Source organism: Candidatus Pristimantibacillus lignocellulolyticus (genome assembly GCA_023639215.1).
GTDB classification, from domain to species: Bacteria; Bacillota; Bacilli; order Paenibacillales; family Paenibacillaceae; genus Pristimantibacillus; species Pristimantibacillus lignocellulolyticus.
Genome location: CP097899.1, coordinates 667217 through 688106 on the forward strand (window position 1 = coordinate 667217; position 20890 = coordinate 688106).

Below are 20890 nucleotides of genomic sequence, written 5' to 3' on the forward strand. Positions count from 1 at the left end.
TACACAAGAGATGTACATAGAATATGCTCAGATAATGTTGTTAACCTGCTACAATACTTAACTTTTGGAAAGATCGGATAAAATCTGATGCTACAAAGCCTATCGACTCAAATAACGGTAGTATTGGCTCATTATGTTCATCAGCTGTAACGTAAATTTTCGTTACTTTCTTTTCTTCGAAGCGTTGTTTCAAGGCATTGGCAAGTTGTTTGCCTACTCCTTGTCTTTGATATGATGCTGACACAGCAATTCTATAATAATAACCTTTATTATTATCGATTGTGCCAATAATTACGCCTACAATTTTCTCATCAGCCTCAGCGACAAGTACAAGATCACTATCCCAACTTAACTGTCGACCAAATGCCTCAATAGTTTGCTCATAACATTCTTCTGATAAGACCTCTTCGAATAACTCAGTAATTTTTCGAGTATCCGATAACTTAATTGAACGCAACTTCATGATTTACACCTACTTATCAAAGTTCAGTACTTGTACATATTACGACAATTATACATAAAAACCTTCTTAAATTGTCTCTTTTTTTATTTAAAATTTATAATTTTTATATGAAAACGCTTTACTTTTTATGAATTTTGCAATTTTTTGTCGATTGTTGCATAAAAACTCTCCACCAAACTTATACTTCTATGTAGTAGTTTTTTAACGTTCAGACTTTTTCAACATCAATGTTGATTTATTAGTTCAAATGGGCGATAATAAGTTAAGTAACTATATATACATTGGAGGTTTTATTAATGGCTCATCAATTACCAGCTCTACCTTATGCTAACAATGCACTTGAACCACATATTGATGCACTTACTATGGAAATTCACCATGATCGTCACCACAATACTTATGTAACTAACCTTAATGCTGCTTTGGAATCTGCTCCTGAGCTTCAATCTAAATCAGTTGAAGAACTTATCGCTAATCTTGATAGCGTTCCTGAAGCTATTCGTACTGCTGTTCGTAACAACGGTGGCGGACATGCTAACCATAGCTTATTCTGGGAAACAATCGCTCCTAACGCTGGTGGCGCACCAACTGGTGCTCTTGCAGCAGCAATTGATAGCAAATTTGGTAGCTTCGATAATTTCAAAGCAGAATTTGCTAAAGCAGCAACAACTCGTTTCGGTAGCGGTTGGGCTTTCCTAGCTGTTTCTAACGGCGAAATTGAAGTTTATAGCTTACCAAATCAAGATAGCCCAATTATGGATGGTAAAACTCCAGTTCTTGGTCTTGATGTTTGGGAGCATGCTTACTACTTGAACTACCAAAACAAACGCCCTGACTACATTGCAGCTTTCTGGAATGTTGTTAATTGGGATGAAGTTGGTAAACGTTACGAAGCAGCAGTTAAATAATAACTGACTTCATTATAAAGGCAGCTTAGTCATCATTTTGATGATTAAGCTGCCTTTTATTGTATGTATACAAATCCGCAGACATGTCTCTTTCTCTATTCTTTTTATCATCTTGCTTTCGAAACAGAACTTATTTATACGGATTAGACACCTACTGCCCACTAGGCGCATAAGCTATCGCAGGTCTAATGCCTAATATGTTTCGTAAAGGAGCTTGAATACTTATATGAATAATTTCTATCCTCAACCAAATTTTCAATTCAATCAGCCTTGTGATTGTGGCTCAATAAATCATCGTTTTGCGATGCCTGCACCTCATATGCCTATGGGTCCACAATCTGGACAGTTAATCTGGTGGTCGCCGGGTCCAGGGCAACCTGGTCAATGGATACCTGCGCCATGGGGACTACCTTTGTTCCCTTGGCTTCCGCAAGGAGATGGCCATCATCATGACCATGATGGGCACGATCATGATCATGACGACCATGATCACGATGATGACGATCATCATCATGATCATCATCAACATGGTGGTACTCAACATTTATTTCATCAAATGGCAACTCCCGCTACGCCTCGTGAACAGGATGATTGGCTTGCACTAGGCTATATTAACGATGGTGAAGAACGTCCTCCTGGACCTGGGCATGGACCTGGACACGGACCTGGGCATGGACCTGGACATGGACCTGGACATGGACCTGGGCATGGACCTGGGCATGGACCTGGGCATGGACCTGGGCATGGACCTGGGCATGGACCTGGGCATGGACCTGGGCATGGACCTGGGCATGGACCTGGGCACTTTGGACCTTTTGGACCATTTGGTCCGTTCGTACCGTGGGGAGGAGGCGTACTTCCAATTCCAATTCCTATCCCTATCGGTGGTGGTGGAGGTATTGCTCCTGCTCCTTCGCAAGCAGTATTTGTATCTATTAATGGAGGTAGCGCTTATCCTAATGCTACTGGCACTTACCAAATTATGTACCAGCCTGGATTAACGATCTTCGATGCACTAGCAAGTACAGGTGTCATTCAACTTTCCCCATCAGGACAAATATTACTTGTAAGTGGAGTAGGCATAGGCGGAAATATAAATTATGTTATTCGATTAAATGGTAGAAATATTTCAAATAACATGTTGAATTATAATTTGCAACCGAATGACCAAGTTAGCGTTGAGCTAATCTACTCATAATATTTAACTCAATCGATGGGCCTTCATGTTACTTCGAGAAACATTTTCCAGTTTTTATCGGACCTTAGCTTGATTGCCCATATTACAATAAAAGCGGACTAATTTCCTCTAGTTGAGAACATTGGTCCGCTTATTACATACATAAATCTATTGAAGTAACTTACTTTTGCTATTTAATAATTTTAACTGATCATCATCATAACCTACACTAAAACTTATCTGTTGTTTCGTTAATTTGAATGAACCTTCCACGCGCTCATCAGCTGAGATAACAACAGTAATTGTTGCCTCATCATCACCCATCGTAATATGTTGATCATCAATTGAAATATTCCGCGTAGAAATATAGTTTTCTCTGAATTTCACGTAACTTGTACCTTCTTGCCAACTGCTACCAAGAAGCGTATATGCATATACGTAATCTCCAATATTAATAGCATCATAGAAATGAGATACCAGATAACTAGCTAATTGGTCAAGCCGCTGTGTCTCTTCGACAATTTCAGATTCTTCATTCAATGCAATGCCTGGTAACATTGTCATCGGCTCTTTCGACCAACCTTCAATTAGAGGAAGTACATTAACTATTGGGATACTAAAACCTATGGAACTATTCTCTAAACCAGCAGAATTAATACCTAGCACATAGCCTGTAGACGTATCTACGAGCGGACCACCGCTATTTCCATGGGATATCGGTGTAGATATCTGATACAAATCACTGTAAGTATAAGGAGAGATTTGTAGACTTCGTCCTACACCACTAATCATACCTGTAGTTACCGTATTTTGCAGACCAAGCGGGCTACCGATTGAAAGAACTTCATCACCAACACTAGCTTTTTCATATTTAACAAGAGATAAATTACCCGAATTAGCAAGCTCCGGAACTCTAACTACAGCAACATCTACTTCTGTACTTATACCTATCACTTCACCGATTAATTCACGTGCATCTGCAGTCTTCACACGAACTTGTCTAACACCAGATACTACATGAGCATTCGTAATGAGATCACCTTGTTCATTGTATAAAAAGCCCGATCCTTGAACACCTGTATCGGTTTCAATCATTACGACATATTTCTGTGTTTCAAAAATAATATCTTTTAGTGATTTTGGCTTCTCGCCTACTGCTATTAGAGGAGAGCCATTCAACTGTCTCGGAATTTTTTCTTTCAACTCAATATATGTAAGAAAACCCCCACCGAGCAGAAGGAGTATACCGAGACTGATCAACATCGCTTTCCAGTTCATGTCTCTTCCTCCTAAAACTTTTCATTAGCTTCCTTATTCGCTTCTCATAAATGAAAAGTAACATCGGAAGCATGTACTAAAACTTTTCATTCGCTTCCTGATGCACTCTCATAAATGAAAAATTGCATCAGGAGGCATGTATTATTCTAGACTCCATGATCCATCTGATATCGTTACATTAATTTCTTCTTCGTAATCTATCCCTTCTGGTAACGTTACTGAGAAACTCATTCCTTCACCTGAAGCAATATAACTTGGTGTCACTCCAGTAGTACCATCATTAATTACTGTTCCAGCGGAATCAACAATTTTATAGCCAATCGTGACATCGTATATTGAGCGAGTAGCTACGTTTTTCAAATAAGCAACGACAACAATATTACCAAGTTCATTCATTACTTTCTCATATTCAATTAGATCAATTGCTGCTGTCTGATTAATATAATCTTCAGCTGCGGCTTCCTCCATTGCCTGCTGTATCCTTTGCTCTTCAGCCAACTCATAGGCGGCTTGCTCTTGCTTAACCTTTTGTTTAAGTTCAAGCAGTGTCTCATCTGTGCGAGCCCAAGCCAGTGCGCTTTCTGTCGTATTTAGAGCAGCTGTAAATTTTTTCTTAGTTAATAAATCATTTACTTCTGCCGTAGCGGTCGTACGGATACGATCAATAATTTGATCTCTTAAAGTTTCAGCTTCCTCACCAATTAATCCATTAACAACATTTAGTAAGTTACCAAGTTCCGAGATTGAACCAAGCGTAGTAAGCTCGTTCGTTAAACTGAGTATCGTATACTTCATATTTAACTCTTCTAGCTTTTCTCGCTGTTTATCAAAAATAGGTTCCTTATATCCATTCAATTCTTGTCTAAGCTCTTCGAGTTTTTTCTCTGCCTCAGACTCATCTCCACGATCAATAATTTCTTCTAATTCTGTAGCAATACGTTCTATTTTAACAGCTACATAGACTAAATTCTGATCCTGTTGAAGTGCATTAAAATGTGGTCTAATCGAAATTGCTTCATCCAAGTATGCGATTGCCTCTTGATAATTGCCCGCAATCGCAGAAAGCTTAGCATCCGATTGTAGTTCTAATACTTTCTCATTATAATCTAATTCAATTTTATAATAACGGAACAATGCTCCTGAAATTCCGACTACTAGTAATATAAATACTATCGTAACCTTAATTGCAAAAGAACCTTTTGTAGATTTAACCTTACTAATAACAGCTTCATTAGATTGATTACTTAATTGATCTATAGAATCATCTTGGTCATCATCAACTAAATGAACATGGTCAATTGTTTCATCAGGCCAAATTCCAACCTTCTGCTCTCCAGTAATGTTATGCTGAAGCAACTTCTTCCCACATTGGCTACAATAAATAGCATCTTCAGCAAACCCCCGTTGACAATGGTGACAATACACGTATGTTCAGCTCCCACCTTATTCAACTTCTTGCTATTCTCTCTCTAATTGGACAGTCTTAGTTCTATTCTATACTATATGGTAACTGTTCTCCATTTCAAAATAGTGGGATATTAGATCTATTTTATGAAAATGGTTCTTATTTCCTATACTGTATACAACATATATACGATATAACAAATTCATTGTTTCACTTATACTAAATAAAGTTAATGCTGAAGTCACAATCATTAATTGTATCGTAATTGCTTAACTATTTCTACTAAATAAATTTTAATTCCACCTGCTCATGCATTTACTTCAAACGCTACATTACCTCATTTTCTTCAAGACTGTGAGAATAATGACCGCTTTCGCTTTTTCAGTAATGATTAGAAAAATCGAGCGAAACAGTCCCATTCTATCTAGACAAAACAACTTAGGTTTTCAAAAAATTTGTGAAAGATGTATAGCTTCTGAAAAAAATCGAACCCTATAAGATGAAAGTTGTATGAACTTCGTTGACATCCCTTCCAGTTTGTAATAACTTAGAAAGACAACAACTGTGATTATTTTCATTACAGTTATAGACTAAGTCAATTTTCGGAGGAAACTATTATGCATAAAACAGTTATTATCGGTACGGGTCCTGCTGGACTTACAGCTGCAATTTATCTTGCACGCGCAAATATGGAGCCAGTAGTCATTGAAGGCTGGCAACCAGGCGGTCAATTAACAACAACTACTGAAATTGAGAACTTCCCAGGTTTCCCCGAAGGAATTCTTGGTTCAGAGCTTATGTCTAATATGCGTAAGCAAGCAGAACGTTTCGGTGCAACTTTCAAAACAGGTTCTGTAAAGAGCGTTGATCTTAGCAAACGTCCTTTCGTACTTGATGTAGAAGGCATGGGAGAAGTTGTAGCGGAATCCGTTATCATTTCTACTGGTGCATCTGCTAAATATCTTGGAATTCCTGGAGAACAAGATAATATCGGTCGTGGCGTAAGTACTTGTGCTACTTGTGACGGATTCTTCTTCCGTGGCAAAAAAATCGTAATGATCGGTGGCGGTGACTCTGCTATGGAAGAAGCTGGTTTCCTAACTCGCTTCGCATCTTCTGTAACGCTAGTTAACCGTCGTACTGAGCTTCGTGCATCGAAAATCATGCAAGATCGTGCACGCGATAACGAAAAAATCGAGTGGGCACTTAATCGTACACCTGTTGAAGTTCTAGCTAATGGCATGGGTGTTACAGGACTTAAAGTTCTTAATAATGAGACAGGTGAAGAGGAAATTATCGAGACAGATGGCGTATTTGTAGCTATCGGTCATACTCCTAACACTGGTTTCCTTAATGGTCAAATTACGACTGATGAGAATGGTTATATTGTTGTTAACCCTGGAACAACAACTACGAATATCCCTGGCGTGTTCGCTTGTGGTGACGTACAAGATACAACTTACCGCCAAGCCATTACAGCAGCTGGTACTGGATGTATGGCAGCACTTGAAGCAGAGCGCTTCTTAGAAGGTCTTACACACATTTCTAAATAATTATATTCACTCATATTCCATATCGAATATGTATCCTAGCTTTACATCGTGAACATAATTGATTTTTTTAACTTTATAAATAAAGGGATGACAGATATGCTACGTAATGAAATACGTAACATGTCCGTCATCCCTTTTTATATGGCTTGAATTATTTATCTTTTCGGTGGAATAATAATGCCAGCTTGGCGTGACACCTGATCGATAAGTAGTAACTCATCTGCTGATAATGTAATATTAAGCGTTTCGACAGCAGTATCAATCTGGGCAAGCTTTGAAACACCTAAAATCGCTGAAGATAACTGAGGCTGCTTCAATACCCAAGCCAATGCTAGCTGTGCTAATGTTATGCCTCTCTCTTCTGCTATTGGTGCTAATGCATCTGCAAGTTCGATAGCAGGACGTTCATCAAGTAATTGTTCCAGTCTTTTCTCCCCAGCAGCTAGACGTGAATCAGCAGGAGGAGTTTCACCTTTGCGATATTTCCCTGTTAGTACTCCACGTCCAAGCGGACTATAGGAAATAATTCCAACTTGGTCTGCTTCAGCATATGGTATCAATTCACGTTCAGCTTCACGTGCAATCAAACTATATTCGGGTTGTACACTCTCGAAACGATTCAAGTGATGCAATGCACTAATTCCATTAGCTTTCGCTAACTGCCATGCTGCAAAATTAGAACAACCAAGATAACGTACTTTCCCTTGCTTCACTAGATCATCTAGTGCACTCATAGTTTCTTCTAGCGGAGTATGTGGGTCAAAGAAATGTATTTGATACAAATCTATATAATCCGTTTGAAGTCTCTTCAAACTCGCCTCAATCGCTTGATAAATATGATAACGACTTGAACCCCCATCATTAACTCCAGTACCAACGGTCATCTGCGCTTTCGTAGCCAACACAACATCATTCCGTCTACCCTTTAGTGCTTTTCCCAGTATCAGTTCTGATTCTCCAAATAGTCCCGTCTCTGCTCCTAGATCCATTCCTCTACCATATACGTTAGCCGTATCAATTAAATTAATTCCTTGTCCTAGTGCATGATCGACAATATTCAGTGAAGACTGTTCATCAATCCATCTGCCAAACGCCATCGTTCCCAAACTTATTTCAGATACTTTTACTCCTGCACGACCTAATCTTCTATACTTCATTTCTCCATCTCCTTCATGGGCTAGTTCGACTGAGCTTAGCCATATATGATGTTGTTCAACAAACTTTTTAAACTTGAACGATATGTAACTGTAATACACTTTAAAGTATCTCCATTATACTACTCAATCAATATAATGATTAGCCAATATCTTCCGAAAGTGGCTTCTTATATTTTCTTATCTCACAACCTCTATATAATGATCTAGAATAACAAGGGTAACGCATAAGCATCATTTTTATGTTCTATTATGGGGTTCGGTGTAATTTTACTATACCCATTTCGTCCATTTTACGTTATAAAGAACTAAAGAGAAAAAATACTAGATGAATTGGATGAGGAGAAATAGCGATGCAAGCAACTACGAAAAAGCTATCACCATACGTTGAATTACTTGATTTGAAGCCACATATTGAAGGTGGCTGGTACAAAGAAATTTGGAAAGCTAGCTTCACTATTCCACAAGAAGTATTGGGAGCACCTTACTCAGGTCCAAGACCATCTGCATCCTCTATCTACTTCCTATTACACCCCGATGAATTTTCTGATTGGCATAAGGTATATTCCGATGAACTATGGATGTGGCATGCTGGTAGCCCGATTATGCTTACATTAGGCGGAACTGATGCTGATCCATCAGTTAGGAAGGAAATTATCGTCGGCCCTGACATTGCCGCTGGACACTTGCCACAAGCATTAGTGCCTGCGAATGAATGGCAGATGACGAAGCCACTTGGTGATGAACCAGTATTAGTATCCTGTGTCGTTGCACCTGGCTTCCACTATGATGACTTCAAATTAATCGATCGAAAATAAAAAGAGTTTTACTATGTAACCGTAATATATAAAATTAATTAATTTCATACGAGATACTCAAAAGGGATTGCTAATTAATTTCAGCAATCCCTTTACCTATTTGTTATAAAGTTTCCCACCGCGTCCACAACTCCTGCGGATTTAATTCGTAAACATCATTTTTTCTGTACATGAATTGATGCATAATAAATTCTCTTCGAATAGTTGCAAAATCTTCATGGAAACCTTTAATAAATGTATTAATTTCTTTTTCGCTATACATTCTTCCAATCTCGAGCTGAGACACTAGATGTTCTAATACTATAAGCTTTTTCTTTAGCTGCACCGGTATGCTTTTTAACTTCTGATCGGTTGTAAAGAAATTTCTAATCGTGGACTCCTTTAACCGTTTATTTTCATCCTTGAGCATTTCATCATCCCCCCTAGCTCTATCATTACGATAAATGAATCGTTCTGTAGCATTCGCACTATTTTTAATAAAATAATCATTTAGCGAAAAATAGATAGTATTTTTATCTCTTCGTTCATTAATCAAGCTTGCTTCTCGTAGTTTTTTGGCATGGTGAGTAATTGTAGCAGGTGTGACAAATAGCTTCTCAGCCAAAATCTGACCATTAAGTTCACCATCTGCAAGCAAAATTAACATCTTAATACGGGTCTCATCAGCAAGTGCTTTATGATAACGGACCAATTTATCTAATTGCATTAGAATCGTTTCTCCTTCCAATTCTAATTTAACATATATCTAATTAGATATATGTTAAATTAGATGTTAATACAAAAGTAATTAAATGTAAAGTGTATATGGTACTCCGTACTTCTGGTTTAGTTTTATAACTAGGCAGAATGAATATATATATCTTCTAAGATGATAGAATTTCAAAGTGACATACAAAAAAGCTGTCAAAAAGAACATTAATACGTTCTCATTGACAGCTTTTGTTAAGTTTTTTTCTCTCCCTTTTCTTTCAACCATATCTCACGCAATTTATGTGCAGCGAGTTTTGGTTGTCGTTCACGGGTGAACAATCCTTTACGATTCACAACGACTCGTGATGGGGTCTGACTTGTCTTAAAATCAGCAAATGACCACACATGAGCTCCAATTGTATATGGCTTATTTGCAATAATTTGATACTGCCTAGTTACCATCTCGGATTGATACTCTTCTGAAAATAGCTCTGGAGGATCTGTATGAACACCAGCAACCGCATCCGCACCAAACTCCGTAACGATAATTGGCTTACGAAGTAATTCATAGCATCGGTCTAACTTTTGATCAAGCATAGCACAACCTTCATCCAAGCGTGCAGCTTGCTCATACCAACCGTAATAACGATTGAGGCTGACAAAATCGAAATGTTTAAGTGCATAATCATCCTCTACATCTAAGCAATTCACAATCGTAATTGGGCGAGTGCTATCTAGCAAGCGCGCATGGTCATATAACGCCTTATAGAATGGATCCGCCTCTGGAACGAAGGTATGTCCTTCATTAGCAAGGCTCCATGCGATAATAGATGGATGATTATAATCTCGATCTATCATTTCACTAATGACTCTCATTGCCTTTTCTCTTATGACATCATCAGTATAATGACTAGGTACAAAACCAACAAATGGCGTTTCTCCAATAACAAGTAACCCTGTACGATCAGCATATTGTAAAAACTCATCACTATATGGATAATGGCTCGTACGAATGGAGTTGGCTCCCATCCATTTTAGCAAATTGAAATCCTTTGCAATGACTGCATGATTCATACCTTTCCCTAGTACAGGGAAGTCTTCATGCATACCGAAACCATTTAGAAACACTGGCTCTCCATTCAGTAACAATTTTGTATCTTCAATTTTCACGCTACGAATTCCAAATGACTGTATATATTCATCAATGACTTTCCCATTAGCATCTAGAAGACTTACTTTCATATTATAAAGATATGGGTCTGCTGGACACCATGGACGTACATCCGAGACATCAAAATCCCCGACGATAGTTAACTCTTCCTCCTGCATAGAATAATTCACTGAAATCGATGTATGCTCGACTTGGAGCAAGCACGATGCTACTGATTGCCCTGATATCCCAACTTTGAAGCTCACTTTACCTATCCCATCAATAAGATCAGTCGAAAGTTGAATAGATTCAACATAGGATGACGGAGTAGAGAATATATTTACTGGACGATTAATTCCTCCATATGGAAAGAAATCAAAGTAATTATTAGGGAATTGCCCCTTAAATCCTATAATCATTTCTGACTCAACATCACCTGGTGGCAGACGATCGGCTGCAATGGTTGCATCTACTCGAATAGATATGTGATTAGCTCTACCTAAAATAATTTGTTTCGATATATCAAACTCAAAAGGAAGATGTCCTCCTTCATGTTCACCAACGAGCTCACCATTGACCCAAATAGTTGTCAAATAGTTAGCGGCTCCAATCCGTAGCCAAATTCTTTCGTCCTTTAAAGAATTCGGAATCATAACATCACGCTCATACCAACCTACCCCAAAATATTGCATTAAGTCTTGATATTGCTCATTCCAACTAGCTTGTACTGATATTTCACGATCTGCCTCTAATTGTTTATGCCAATCATTCGACACTCCATCATTAAGATGATCAGGTGCGAATCTCCAAAACCCATCTAAAGAATATAATTGTCTAGTTGCAGTTAACTGTGGATATAACATACCGAAACCTCCAGTTCATCTAAAGCTTACCAATCACTATAGTTGATTTTTCAAGACAATACAGTAAACTATTTTTACTGATTTGAGTACATTCTTTACTTTTTTCGTTTGTATTTAGTTAAGAAAAAACTCGTTATTTGAAAAGAAAAACAACAAAAAGGACTGCATAGTTCACAGTACTTTTTGTTGTTTTTCTATTTTTTCATATGTTCTTCTAGATCCTCTTATCCCTTCAATGACCCAGCAAGCGAACCAGAGATGAAATAGCGTTGTAAAAATACAAACAATATGATCATTGGGAATGCAGTAACAAGTACGCCCGTCATTAATAGAGGGTAATCGGTCATAAATTCACCCTTGAATTGCAGAAGCGCTAACGGCAGTGTTAACTTATCTTTGCCTGATAGCAATAGCATTGGGAATAATAAATCGTTCCAGACGATAACGAATAAAAATGCTGCCGTTGTAGCTACATAGGGTGCACTTAGCGGAAACACAATACGTAACAATAGTCTCCATTCGCCGGCACCATCAATTTCTCCCGCTTCTAATATCTCCTTCGGTAATGTTTTCATAAATCCATTTAGCATGAAAACAGATAGTGGCAACAGCACTGACGTCGATACAAGAATTAAGCCAAGATGACTATTACTCCAGCCAAGCTTCTGTAGTAAGGAATAGATGGGAATCATATTAACTTGTGAAGGAACCATCAATCCGATAGCAAACAGCGAGAAAATAACACCACCAATTGCTTGCTTACCGTAGCGCATAATTGCATAGGATATCGAGCCCGCCAACAATAATACTAATAAAACAGTAGACAAGGTGACAACGACACTGTTGCGGAAATATGTCAACATTGGTTGCTTATCAAATAGTGCTGTTATATTAAGCCATGATAATTGAGTAGGCAAGCCGATTGGATCACTATAGAACTGCGGTGTTGTTTTGAACATCGTGAATACGACGATCAGCAAGGGACCAATAATAATGATTGCAAATGATATAAGTAATAGTCTTCCAAGCCATTTGAGCATCTATTTTCACCTCATCACCGCTAGTAGGATACGCGATCAGTTTTAAGTAACTTAAATTGAACAATTGTAATAATAGAGATTAATACTAAGAAATAAACGGATGCAGTTGCCGCTTTACCAAACGTATAGTTCATAAAAGCTGCATTATAAATATAGGTCGAAACAATTTCTGTTGAATAGGCAGGACCACCGCCTGTCATCGTAAATACAAGATCGAATGCTTTAAATGATTGAATCGTCGTATAGGATACTACGATCGCTGCAGCTGGTGCTAGCAATGGCCATGTTATACGAAAGAACAACCCTACTTTACTTGCGCCATCTAACTTCGCTGCTTCTACTAACTCTGGCGGAATTGCTTGCAAACCAGCCACGAATAGGACAGTCATCTGTCCTATATGCGCCCATGCTTGAACGGCAGCAATTGAGAAGATTGCTATTGCCGTATTACCAATCCAGTTCTGAGTCCAACTCTCTAGGCCAATAAGCGTTAGAAGACCATTCAAAGCACCAGAAGTAGGATCGTAGATGAATGACCAGATAAAGCCAACAGAAACGGAAGATAGAATCGTTGGCATAAAATATAAGGCTCGTAGCACTACGTTTACCTTAGATTTTTTATGAATTTGTAAGGCAAGCATTAACGATACAACCGTCTGAATAACGACGACAGCCAACATAAACTTCATATTGTTAACGAGCGACTTTTGAAAAATGATATCTTTACTCACATTCGCATAATTATCAAATCCAACATACTGATAGGACGGCGACATGCCGTCCCAATTGGTAAATGAATAATAAAGTGCCGTTACTGTTGGATAAAGAAACAAGACAGCATATAACAATAATCCAGGTACTACAAACGGTAGTAGTCTAAGATGTTTTTTCATAGGACTAGTTTCCAATCTGTTGGTCTACAATCGCCTGCGCATCTTGAGCAGCTTTTTGTGGGTCAGTACCGCCAATTACTGCTTGGATTGAACTTGTTATTGCTTTTTGTACTTCTGCGTTACTAATTGTGAAACGTGGTTGGAAACGAGTTTTTTTCGTTGTCCATTCACTTACTGCTTTCAATTCATCAGATGTATATTGTACACCCTCAACCGTTACATTCTGACCAGTACCATTTGCATACTCAGCAGCGACGTCAGCGCGGCTCAAGTACTCAAGGAATAACTTAGCTTCTTCAGGATGTTTTGATTTGCTATTTACTGCAAGCATAAATGTAGTCGTATGAATACCTTCAAATACAACCTTATCCTCTGATACCGTAATCGGTGCTAATAACCCTTGTACTAGTTCAGGATTTCCCGCTTTATTACCCGCTAATTGGAATGAACCCGTACCAAGTATAGCTGCTTTTTCTTGAATAAATAGTGCATTTGCTGCATCAGTTTTCGTTCCTACTGCATCTTTTTGCAAATATCCTTTATCATTAAGCTCTTTGAATTGGGATAATGTTTTTACCCACCACTCATCCGTAAGCTTAGCTTCACCCGCTTCTAATTTCACGAAAATATCTTCGTCAGTTGCGTTGTTCATTACCATCGTATTCATCATCTGACCAGGACCAATATCAGCACCTGGGAAGGCAATCGGTGTAATGCCTGCTTGCTTGAATGTATCCATAGCTGCTAAGAAGCTATCCCAGTCTGTTGGTACTTCTACATTGTATTGCTCAAATAATTTCACATTATAAATGGGCATGTTATATACCAATTGATATGGCAAAGCGTATTGCACGCCGTCTTTCTGACCTGCCTCGATTAGTCCTGGAGTGAAGTTACTTACAAATTCCTCACTCGTTAGATCAGTAAACAATCCAGCTTTCGCAATCGCCTCGAACTGTGCACCTGGGAATGAAGTGAACACATCACCTACAGAGCCATCAACTAACTTTGCTTGAGCTGTTGCTTGATATTGGTCTGAAGGAAATACTTGCGTTTCGACTTTAATATTAGGATATTCTGACTCGAACTTAGCAACAATTCCATCAAGTACTGCCACATCTTCACCGCGCCAGTGAATGAAGCTAATCTTAACTTCTTCACCACTTTGCTTTGATCCATCATTATTTGATGAATTGACTTTATTGCCGCTGTTGCTTGCTCCGCACGCAGATAATACCAAAGCAAACACAATAATTAACGATAGCAAATATGATTTTTTCATATCATTTCCTCCTAAAACTTATTATTTGACTTTCTTCGTTCAGCATTCTATCGAGACTCCGTGATCACAAGCGATCTTTTTGAACTACCTCTTCTAATAAAGTTCAAAATGATCGGTTGTCAGCACCAAGAAAATGACATGAAGCTAGAGACGCGAGTAGCGCAACGTACGTTATTGGTACGTGAGCAACGGAGCAAACGATGAATGGCATTTTCGATGTCGAATATACTTCGTAGCGTATCATCGTGATCACAAGCGGTCTTTTTGAACTACATTTCCAATAAAAGTTCATAATGACCGCTTGTCAGCACCAAGAAAATGACATGAAGCTAGAGACGCGAGTAGCGCAACGTACGTTATTGGTACGTGAGCAACGGAGCAACCGATAAATGTCATTTTCGATGTCGAATATGCCTCGTAGCGTATCACCGTGATCACAAGCGGTCTTTTTGAACTACCTCTTCCAATCAAAGTTCAAAATGATCGGTTGTCAGCACCAAGAAAATGACATGAAGCTAGAGACGCGAGTAGCGCAACGTACGTTATTGGTACGTGAGCAACGGAGCAACCGATGAATGTCATTTTCGACGTCGAATATGCTTCATAGCGTAACATCGTGATCACAAGCGGTCTTTTTGAACTACCTATAAGCCGCGCTTAGCTAGTTCCGCTCTCAGTACCGGCATAAGTATCTCCCCCGTAATCTCCGCTTCTTCCAAATGCGGATAACCAGATAAAATAAATGATGTTACACCAATATCAACAAACTCAAGAATCCGTTCTGTTACTTGCTGAGGAGTTCCTACAAAAGCAACTGCCCCTCCACCACGAATTGCAGAAAGTCCCGACCACATATTTGGTGCAATGACAAATTTATTTTCTTCTGATTGACGGAACAATTCCATTTGACGATTTTGACCTACAGCATCCGTCTTCGCATGTAGTTTTTCCTTTGATTGTACTTGCTCTGGATCAGCTTTACTTAAAATCCTCCATGCTGCATCCCATGCTTCCTCTTCCGTTTCACGAACAACCAACTGAGCGCGCATACCATAACGTAGAGTCCGATCAATTCCTTCTTGCTCTCGTTGTACTTGCAAGTAGCCTTCCATCTCAGCAATTTGTTCCTTAATCCATGCCACTGGTTCCGCCCACATCAGATAGACATCAGCTGTTTTCGCAGCTGTTTTCTTCCCCGCAACAGAACTTCCTCCAAAGTATATTGGAGGATGAGGTTGTTGATAAGCCGCTGGCTGGCAAGTACCTCCTTCTACAAAGTAATGCTTCCCTTCATAATTAAATCCGCCTGAGTCATGTCCGCCATGTCCCCAGACACCTTTTACAACTTCAAGAAACTCTAGTGTACGTTCATATCTTTGATCATGCTGATCATATAGAGGGTCACCACATGCTTTCAGATCTTGTGGATAATGCCCTGTGACTACATTCATCATCACTCGTCCCTCAGACATCTGATCAAGAGTAGCAGCTGTCCTCGCAGCTAGTACAGGAGTAATTAATCCTGGACGTAAAGCGACTAATGATTTCAATTTCGTTGTTTGCGCAGCAATCCAAGAACCTACGATAAAGCCATCCCAACAATCTCCACCCGCAGGAATTAATGCAAATTCATAGCCAGCAGCCTCGGCTGCTTTCGCAACATCTGTCAAATATTGCGGCGAAGCAGGTCTCTCTGGTGCAATACCGATAAATTCACCATCACCTGTCGTAGGAATAAACCAGCCTAGCTCGACTTTTTGTTTGTTAGACATTTCAATAGCCCTCCTGATATACATGCTTAATTGATATATGTTCACTAACGGTTTGCGTGTTATTATTACATTCCCTATAGAATTACTTGGTTTAATATGATATAAGTAGATTACAACGCGAAGGAGCATTTCGTCTATGTCAATTTGTTGGTTTCTATATTTGTCATTTTGTGGTTATTAACAATCGTATTTATATTACCATCAAGTATTTGTAACTATTTTCAATAAATAATATTGGTAAAATGAGGTATTTCAATGTTTGATACAATGAAGGAAGAATATCAAGAATGGCTTAATATTAATTACTTCACACCATCAACAATGGAGAAAAGCAGTTCAATATGGCCTATTCGATTGGGCGCTAACCTTGCCAAACCACATTATCATATTGGCCCGCGAATTACCCCTTACTATTATTTGCTTTGCATCATAGATGGTGAAGGACATTTTTTTCAGAATGGTCAACAGTTTCATTTACAAAAAAATGATATCTTTTGTCTCTTCCCGCAAGTCACACATGAGTATTACACAGATCCGTTAAAACCGTTAACAAAAGTATTTTTAGCTTTTGATGGGAAGTATGCTTTATCGATGCTTGAGCGAATAGGTCTAAGTCCGCAGCATCCTCATCGCACTAACCGAATGACGAATTCTACTCAATTAGCATTTCAGAAAATGTATGAACAACAACATAGTGATCTTGCAAGAATGAGTCTCATGTACACCATTTTCAATGAGTTAGTTTACTCAGACCAACCTTCCAGGAGAAACAATAGCGGATCTTCATGGCTTGAAAAAGGTAGAGAATATCTTGATATTCATTATGCCGATATGATTTCTATTGAAAGTGTTGCCCATCATGTTGGAATTGAGCGGACACATTTCACGAAAAAATTCCAGAAGGAATATGGTCAATCTCCAATGAATTATTTACAAACCTTACGGATGAAAGAAGCTGAGCTACTTCTTACACAAACAGACTATACAATGAGCGAGATCGCCAATTCGGTAGGATTCAATGATCTGCCAACCTTCTCCAAAGCATTCAAAAAGCGAATGGGACAATCTCCCGCTCAATTCAGGCAACAATTCAAACGATAGATGATATTCTTTTGTAATTAATTTATATATAATGAACTTAATCTATTTCACTACTATTCGTTATGTATAGGAGAACTTATATGGGTATATCTACGAAATTTCCTTTGCAAATGGGTCACCCTTCCCTTGACCTTGTAAATACAGAAGTAATACGACGTAATAAGAGAATTGATCTGTTCACAACTATCGATGATGTTTACGAATGGTTATCACAGCTGGCGCAATGGGATCACATTGCCCCCATAATAAATGCTCTCGATGAACAAGTTTTGTTTGATGGATTGTGTAACATTAGGGCAACGTTACGGCTGCAATACGAACAAAGCGCAGAAGGACAACTAGTATCGGATCAATTTATTGGATTAATGGAAGCTTATATCGCTAAAGCACCCTTTACTTATGTGTGGAGAGGACAACTCGTTGCTTTACCGATTGGGGAGCCAATTGCAATGTTATATTCCTATATCGCATTTGATGCCCTTACTCTATTTGCCGAAGGTAAGCTACAACAATTAACTCACTGTTCAAATCCTGATTGTATTCTCCTCTATATCGATGATAGTGGCAGAAGAAAATGGTGTTCGATGCAAATATGCGGAAATCGTCAAAAAGTAGCCAAACATCAAAAAAATAAGCCTACTAAGAAGTGATTACACTACTTTGTAGGCTTATTTTGGTGCGTGCTTCTATTACGTTTTACTAGTATAATATATTGCCGTGAGATCTTTTATTAGAACGATAGAAAATCTATTTTATTCGTTATCACAACCCTAAACTAACCTTTAAAATATAATTTGACAGGTTAGTTTGTTTCATCATATATTACATAAGTAAAGAACGGAGGAATAATTTATGAAAGAAATTTATGAAGAGGCTCAATCACAAGCGCCTACACCTGCCTTTATTAACTATTTAAGTAAAATGAAAGGCCAAGGACAGAGCCCTTTGAAAGTAAATACGAAAGATATTCTTACCTCGTTAATCGGTGGATTTATTACAATTATCTCCTTATTATTGTTAACTTCAATAACGAGTTCTACTTGGCTTATGGCTTCATTTGGCGCTACATGTGTCCTTGCATATTCAGCTTGGAATGCCCCTCTTTCTCAACCACGTAACATCATCGGTGGACACTTTATCACATCATTAATCGGTATGTGTATGCTTCATTGGTTCGGTAATTCTCCATGGATCATCGGTTTAGCTGTCGGGTTAGCTATAGCTACTATGATGCTTACCAAGACTACACATCCGCCTGCAGGAGCCAATCCGATTATCATTATTACTGGAAATTATGGCTGGGATTTTCTATGGTCACCTGTTCTAATCGGAGCACTTATTATCGTGTTAATCGCACTGATCATTAACAACCTTCGGCATAATCGAGCTTATCCCACATTTTGGTACTAGATACTATTCATTATCTCTTATCAAAATAATATCTGGTAATTCAGTAAAATAATGATTGAAAATTCGTTAAACACTTGATACAATGATGTCAAACAAAAAGGCAATGAATCAATGGATTCAACCTCGTGCTGTGCGAGGTTGGGTCCTTTTTTTGTATCTAATTTCCGATAAAGGAGAATGTTGTAAATGAATTTAGAAGCTATTTATCACAGAAGTCAACTCAACTGGGCTTACGCATATGATCATGAAACATTGCATATCCGGATCCGTGCTAAGAAGGATGATCTTACTGAGGTCAACCTTCATTCTGGGGACAAATATGGCTGGGAACAGACAAAAATTATTACACCTATGAAGAAGTTCGCTACTGATCAACTATTCGATTACTGGGAAGCAGCTATACATCCTAAATTCAAAAGAGCTGTTTATTATTTCGAATTGAATGATGATTTAGAGAAAATATACCTTTTGGAAAAAGGTTTTGTAGATCAACAACCTGATCGCATCTATGAAGGATTATTCGACTTCCCTTACTTGAACCGTATTGATATTAATTCTCCACCAGAATGGGTGAAAGAATCTATTTTCTATCAGATATTCCCTGAACGCTTTGCTAACGGTGATCCCTCAAATGATCCTGAAGATGTGCAACCATGGGGAGGAACACCTACTCCAACAAACTTCTTCGGTGGTGATCTACAAGGCGTTATTAACCATCTTGATTATTTGTCCGAACTTGGTATTAATGCGATTTATTTCAACCCTTTATTCGAAGCAACGACGAATCATAAATACGATACTGAAGATTACTTCAACGTCGATCCTCACTTCGGTACTAATGAAACATTAAAACAACTCGTTGATGCTTGCCATGATAGAGGTATTCGAGTACTACTAGATGCGGTATTCAATCATTGCGGAAAAACGTTCCCACCATTTATTGACTTATTAGAGAACGGCGAAGCATCTATTTATAAAGATTGGTTCTACGTCCGTGAGTGGCCACTTACTGTAGTTGACGGTGTTCCCACTTACGAAACTTTTGCATTTGAACCAATAATGCCGAAATTAAACACAGAAAACGAGTCAGTGAAAGAGTACTTACTAGGTGTCGCGAAATATTGGATTGATGAGATTGGGATTGATGGATGGCGACTTGATGTAGCAAATGAAGTAGATCATCAATTTTGGCGTGAATTCCGTACAGTTGTAAAAACGGCTAATCCTGAAGCGTATATACTTGGTGAAATTATGCATGATTCTATGCCTTGGTTACAAGGAGATCAATTCGACGCAGTAATGAATTATCCATTTACCAACGCATTACTCAATTTCTTTGCTAAAGCAACAATTGATGCCGATGGTTTTGCTCATGCGATACAAACACAATTAGTTAGTTACCCGCAGCAAATAACGGAAGCATCCTTTAATTTAATGGGAAGTCATGATACTACAAGATTGCTCACATTGTGCGAAGGTAACAAAGAACGTCTGAAGCTAGCTTATCTATTCGAGCTAACATTCTACGGTGCACCTTGTATTTATTATGGTGATGAAATAGGTATGGATGGCGAACATGATCCACTTAATCGTAAATGTATGGAGTGGGACCCAGAACAACAAGATCAACATTTGTTCGCATTCTTCCAAAGTTCGATTAAACTACGCAAGCAATATCCAGCTCTTCGTACAGGTGATCTACGATTTGTACCACAAGTGAACAAGCAACTACTTGTGTATGAACGTTTTGATGCAAATGATCACTTTATCATCGTTATGAATAATGCTGAAGCAGCAACTACTTGCCAGTTGGATACAACATACGGGCAATGGATTGATGTGAATTCTAGCGAATCAATCACTACAATTGCGAATGAACTTCATCTAGAGCTTCCTGCTTTTGGTTATCGGATTATGAAATCTGTTAAGTAAT

The 20890-nt window shown here is 38.5% G+C and carries 18 protein-coding genes; 8 read left to right on the forward strand and 10 right to left on the reverse strand.

Translation table 11 applies throughout. From position 1 onward, the window contains the following. Positions 1 to 40 precede the first annotated feature (40 nt). A complete protein-coding gene (locus NAG76_02730; protein ID URN95192.1) occupies positions 41 to 463 on the reverse strand; it encodes a GNAT family N-acetyltransferase in 423 nt (140 codons plus the stop codon). Between the two features lie 296 nt (positions 464 to 759). Here NAG76_02730 and NAG76_02735 point away from each other — a divergent pair, with 296 nt between their 5' ends. After that, positions 760 to 1371 carry a superoxide dismutase gene (locus NAG76_02735; GenBank protein URN95193.1) on the forward strand — a complete coding sequence of 204 codons (612 nt, stop codon included), beginning with the start codon at positions 760 to 762 and terminating at the stop codon, positions 1369 to 1371. Between the two features lie 226 nt (positions 1372 to 1597). Next, positions 1598 to 2569: a hypothetical protein gene (locus NAG76_02740; GenBank protein ID URN95194.1), complete on the forward strand. Its 972-nt coding sequence runs from the start codon at positions 1598 to 1600 to the stop codon at positions 2567 to 2569. Between the two features lie 147 nt (positions 2570 to 2716). Here the strand turns inward: NAG76_02740 and NAG76_02745 are convergent, their stop codons facing one another. Further along, a complete protein-coding gene (locus tag NAG76_02745) occupies positions 2717 to 3826 on the reverse strand; it encodes a S1C family serine protease (protein URN95195.1) in 1110 nt (369 codons plus the stop codon). Positions 3827 to 3967: 141 nt separating this feature from the next. Next, entirely contained in the window at positions 3968 to 5182 is a 1215-nt protein-coding gene (locus NAG76_02750; GenBank protein ID URN95196.1) for an FxLYD domain-containing protein, read from the reverse strand. Positions 5183 to 5848: 666 nt separating this feature from the next. Between NAG76_02750 and trxB the strand changes: the two genes are divergently transcribed. Then, complete coding sequence (trxB, locus tag NAG76_02755) at positions 5849 to 6784, forward strand: thioredoxin-disulfide reductase (GenBank protein ID URN95197.1); 936 nt, start codon at positions 5849 to 5851, stop codon at positions 6782 to 6784. Positions 6785 to 6939: 155 nt separating this feature from the next. On the opposite strand, the gene NAG76_02760 is transcribed toward trxB, so the two are convergent. Further along, positions 6940 to 7941, reverse strand: a complete 1002-nt coding sequence (locus NAG76_02760) for an aldo/keto reductase (GenBank protein URN95198.1) — start codon at positions 7939 to 7941, stop codon at positions 6940 to 6942. Between the two features lie 350 nt (positions 7942 to 8291). Between NAG76_02760 and NAG76_02765 the strand changes: the two genes are divergently transcribed. Next, complete coding sequence (locus NAG76_02765) at positions 8292 to 8756, forward strand: cupin domain-containing protein (protein ID URN95199.1); 465 nt, start codon at positions 8292 to 8294, stop codon at positions 8754 to 8756. A 103-nt stretch (positions 8757 to 8859) separates the two neighbouring features. Here NAG76_02765 and NAG76_02770 read toward each other — a convergent pair whose 3' ends face one another. The 6 genes from NAG76_02770 to NAG76_02795 form a co-directional block, all read right to left on the reverse strand. Then, on the reverse strand, positions 8860 to 9462 hold the full coding sequence (locus NAG76_02770; protein URN95200.1) for a metalloregulator ArsR/SmtB family transcription factor: 603 nt from the start codon (positions 9460 to 9462) through the stop codon (positions 8860 to 8862). 236 nt (positions 9463 to 9698) lie between these two features. Beyond that, positions 9699 to 11459: a beta-glucuronidase gene (gene uidA, locus NAG76_02775; GenBank protein URN95201.1), complete on the reverse strand. Its 1761-nt coding sequence runs from the start codon at positions 11457 to 11459 to the stop codon at positions 9699 to 9701. 224 nt (positions 11460 to 11683) lie between these two features. After that, positions 11684 to 12499, reverse strand: coding sequence for a carbohydrate ABC transporter permease (locus NAG76_02780; protein ID URN95202.1), 816 nt, complete (start codon positions 12497 to 12499; stop codon positions 11684 to 11686). 20 nt (positions 12500 to 12519) lie between these two features. Then, positions 12520 to 13392, reverse strand: coding sequence for a sugar ABC transporter permease (locus NAG76_02785; protein URN95203.1), 873 nt, complete (start codon positions 13390 to 13392; stop codon positions 12520 to 12522). A 4-nt stretch (positions 13393 to 13396) separates the two neighbouring features. Further along, on the reverse strand, positions 13397 to 14674 hold the full coding sequence (locus tag NAG76_02790; protein ID URN95204.1) for an extracellular solute-binding protein: 1278 nt from the start codon (positions 14672 to 14674) through the stop codon (positions 13397 to 13399). Positions 14675 to 15318: 644 nt separating this feature from the next. Then, positions 15319 to 16446 carry an LLM class flavin-dependent oxidoreductase gene (locus NAG76_02795; protein URN95205.1) on the reverse strand — a complete coding sequence of 376 codons (1128 nt, stop codon included), beginning with the start codon at positions 16444 to 16446 and terminating at the stop codon, positions 15319 to 15321. A gap of 255 nt (positions 16447 to 16701) precedes the next feature. Here NAG76_02795 and NAG76_02800 point away from each other — a divergent pair, with 255 nt between their 5' ends. From NAG76_02800 to NAG76_02815, 4 genes are all read left to right on the forward strand, one after another. Beyond that, positions 16702 to 17547, forward strand: a complete 846-nt coding sequence (locus NAG76_02800) for an AraC family transcriptional regulator (GenBank protein URN95206.1) — start codon at positions 16702 to 16704, stop codon at positions 17545 to 17547. An 80-nt stretch (positions 17548 to 17627) separates the two neighbouring features. Next, positions 17628 to 18197, forward strand: a complete 570-nt coding sequence (locus NAG76_02805; GenBank protein ID URN95207.1) for a CGNR zinc finger domain-containing protein — start codon at positions 17628 to 17630, stop codon at positions 18195 to 18197. A 202-nt stretch (positions 18198 to 18399) separates the two neighbouring features. Then, positions 18400 to 18957: an HPP family protein gene (locus NAG76_02810; protein ID URN95208.1), complete on the forward strand. Its 558-nt coding sequence runs from the start codon at positions 18400 to 18402 to the stop codon at positions 18955 to 18957. 186 nt (positions 18958 to 19143) lie between these two features. Beyond that, entirely contained in the window at positions 19144 to 20889 is a 1746-nt protein-coding gene (locus NAG76_02815; protein ID URN95209.1) for an alpha-glycosidase, read from the forward strand. Position 20890 lies beyond the last annotated feature (1 nt).

Excerpts from the sequence above, each read along its gene's own strand:
- NAG76_02730 (URN95192.1), bottom strand. The coding sequence starts at position 463 with ATGAAGTTGCGTTCAATTAAGTTATCGGATACTCGAAAAATTACTGAG.
- NAG76_02735 (URN95193.1), top strand. The coding sequence starts at position 760 with ATGGCTCATCAATTACCAGCTCTACCTTATGCTAACAATGCACTTGAA.
- NAG76_02740 (URN95194.1), top strand. The coding sequence starts at position 1,598 with ATGAATAATTTCTATCCTCAACCAAATTTTCAATTCAATCAGCCTTGT.
- NAG76_02745 (URN95195.1), bottom strand. The coding sequence starts at position 3,826 with ATGAACTGGAAAGCGATGTTGATCAGTCTCGGTATACTCCTTCTGCTC.
- trxB (URN95197.1), top strand. The coding sequence starts at position 5,849 with ATGCATAAAACAGTTATTATCGGTACGGGTCCTGCTGGACTTACAGCT.
- NAG76_02760 (URN95198.1), bottom strand. The coding sequence starts at position 7,941 with ATGAAGTATAGAAGATTAGGTCGTGCAGGAGTAAAAGTATCTGAAATA.
- NAG76_02765 (URN95199.1), top strand. The coding sequence starts at position 8,292 with ATGCAAGCAACTACGAAAAAGCTATCACCATACGTTGAATTACTTGAT.
- NAG76_02770 (URN95200.1), bottom strand. The coding sequence starts at position 9,462 with ATGCAATTAGATAAATTGGTCCGTTATCATAAAGCACTTGCTGATGAG.
- uidA (URN95201.1), bottom strand. The coding sequence starts at position 11,459 with ATGTTATATCCACAGTTAACTGCAACTAGACAATTATATTCTTTAGAT.
- NAG76_02780 (URN95202.1), bottom strand. The coding sequence starts at position 12,499 with ATGCTCAAATGGCTTGGAAGACTATTACTTATATCATTTGCAATCATT.
- NAG76_02785 (URN95203.1), bottom strand. The coding sequence starts at position 13,392 with ATGAAAAAACATCTTAGACTACTACCGTTTGTAGTACCTGGATTATTG.
- NAG76_02790 (URN95204.1), bottom strand. The coding sequence starts at position 14,674 with ATGAAAAAATCATATTTGCTATCGTTAATTATTGTGTTTGCTTTGGTA.
- NAG76_02795 (URN95205.1), bottom strand. The coding sequence starts at position 16,446 with ATGTCTAACAAACAAAAAGTCGAGCTAGGCTGGTTTATTCCTACGACA.
- NAG76_02800 (URN95206.1), top strand. The coding sequence starts at position 16,702 with ATGTTTGATACAATGAAGGAAGAATATCAAGAATGGCTTAATATTAAT.
- NAG76_02805 (URN95207.1), top strand. The coding sequence starts at position 17,628 with ATGGGTATATCTACGAAATTTCCTTTGCAAATGGGTCACCCTTCCCTT.
- NAG76_02810 (URN95208.1), top strand. The coding sequence starts at position 18,400 with ATGAAAGAAATTTATGAAGAGGCTCAATCACAAGCGCCTACACCTGCC.
- NAG76_02815 (URN95209.1), top strand. The coding sequence starts at position 19,144 with ATGAATTTAGAAGCTATTTATCACAGAAGTCAACTCAACTGGGCTTAC.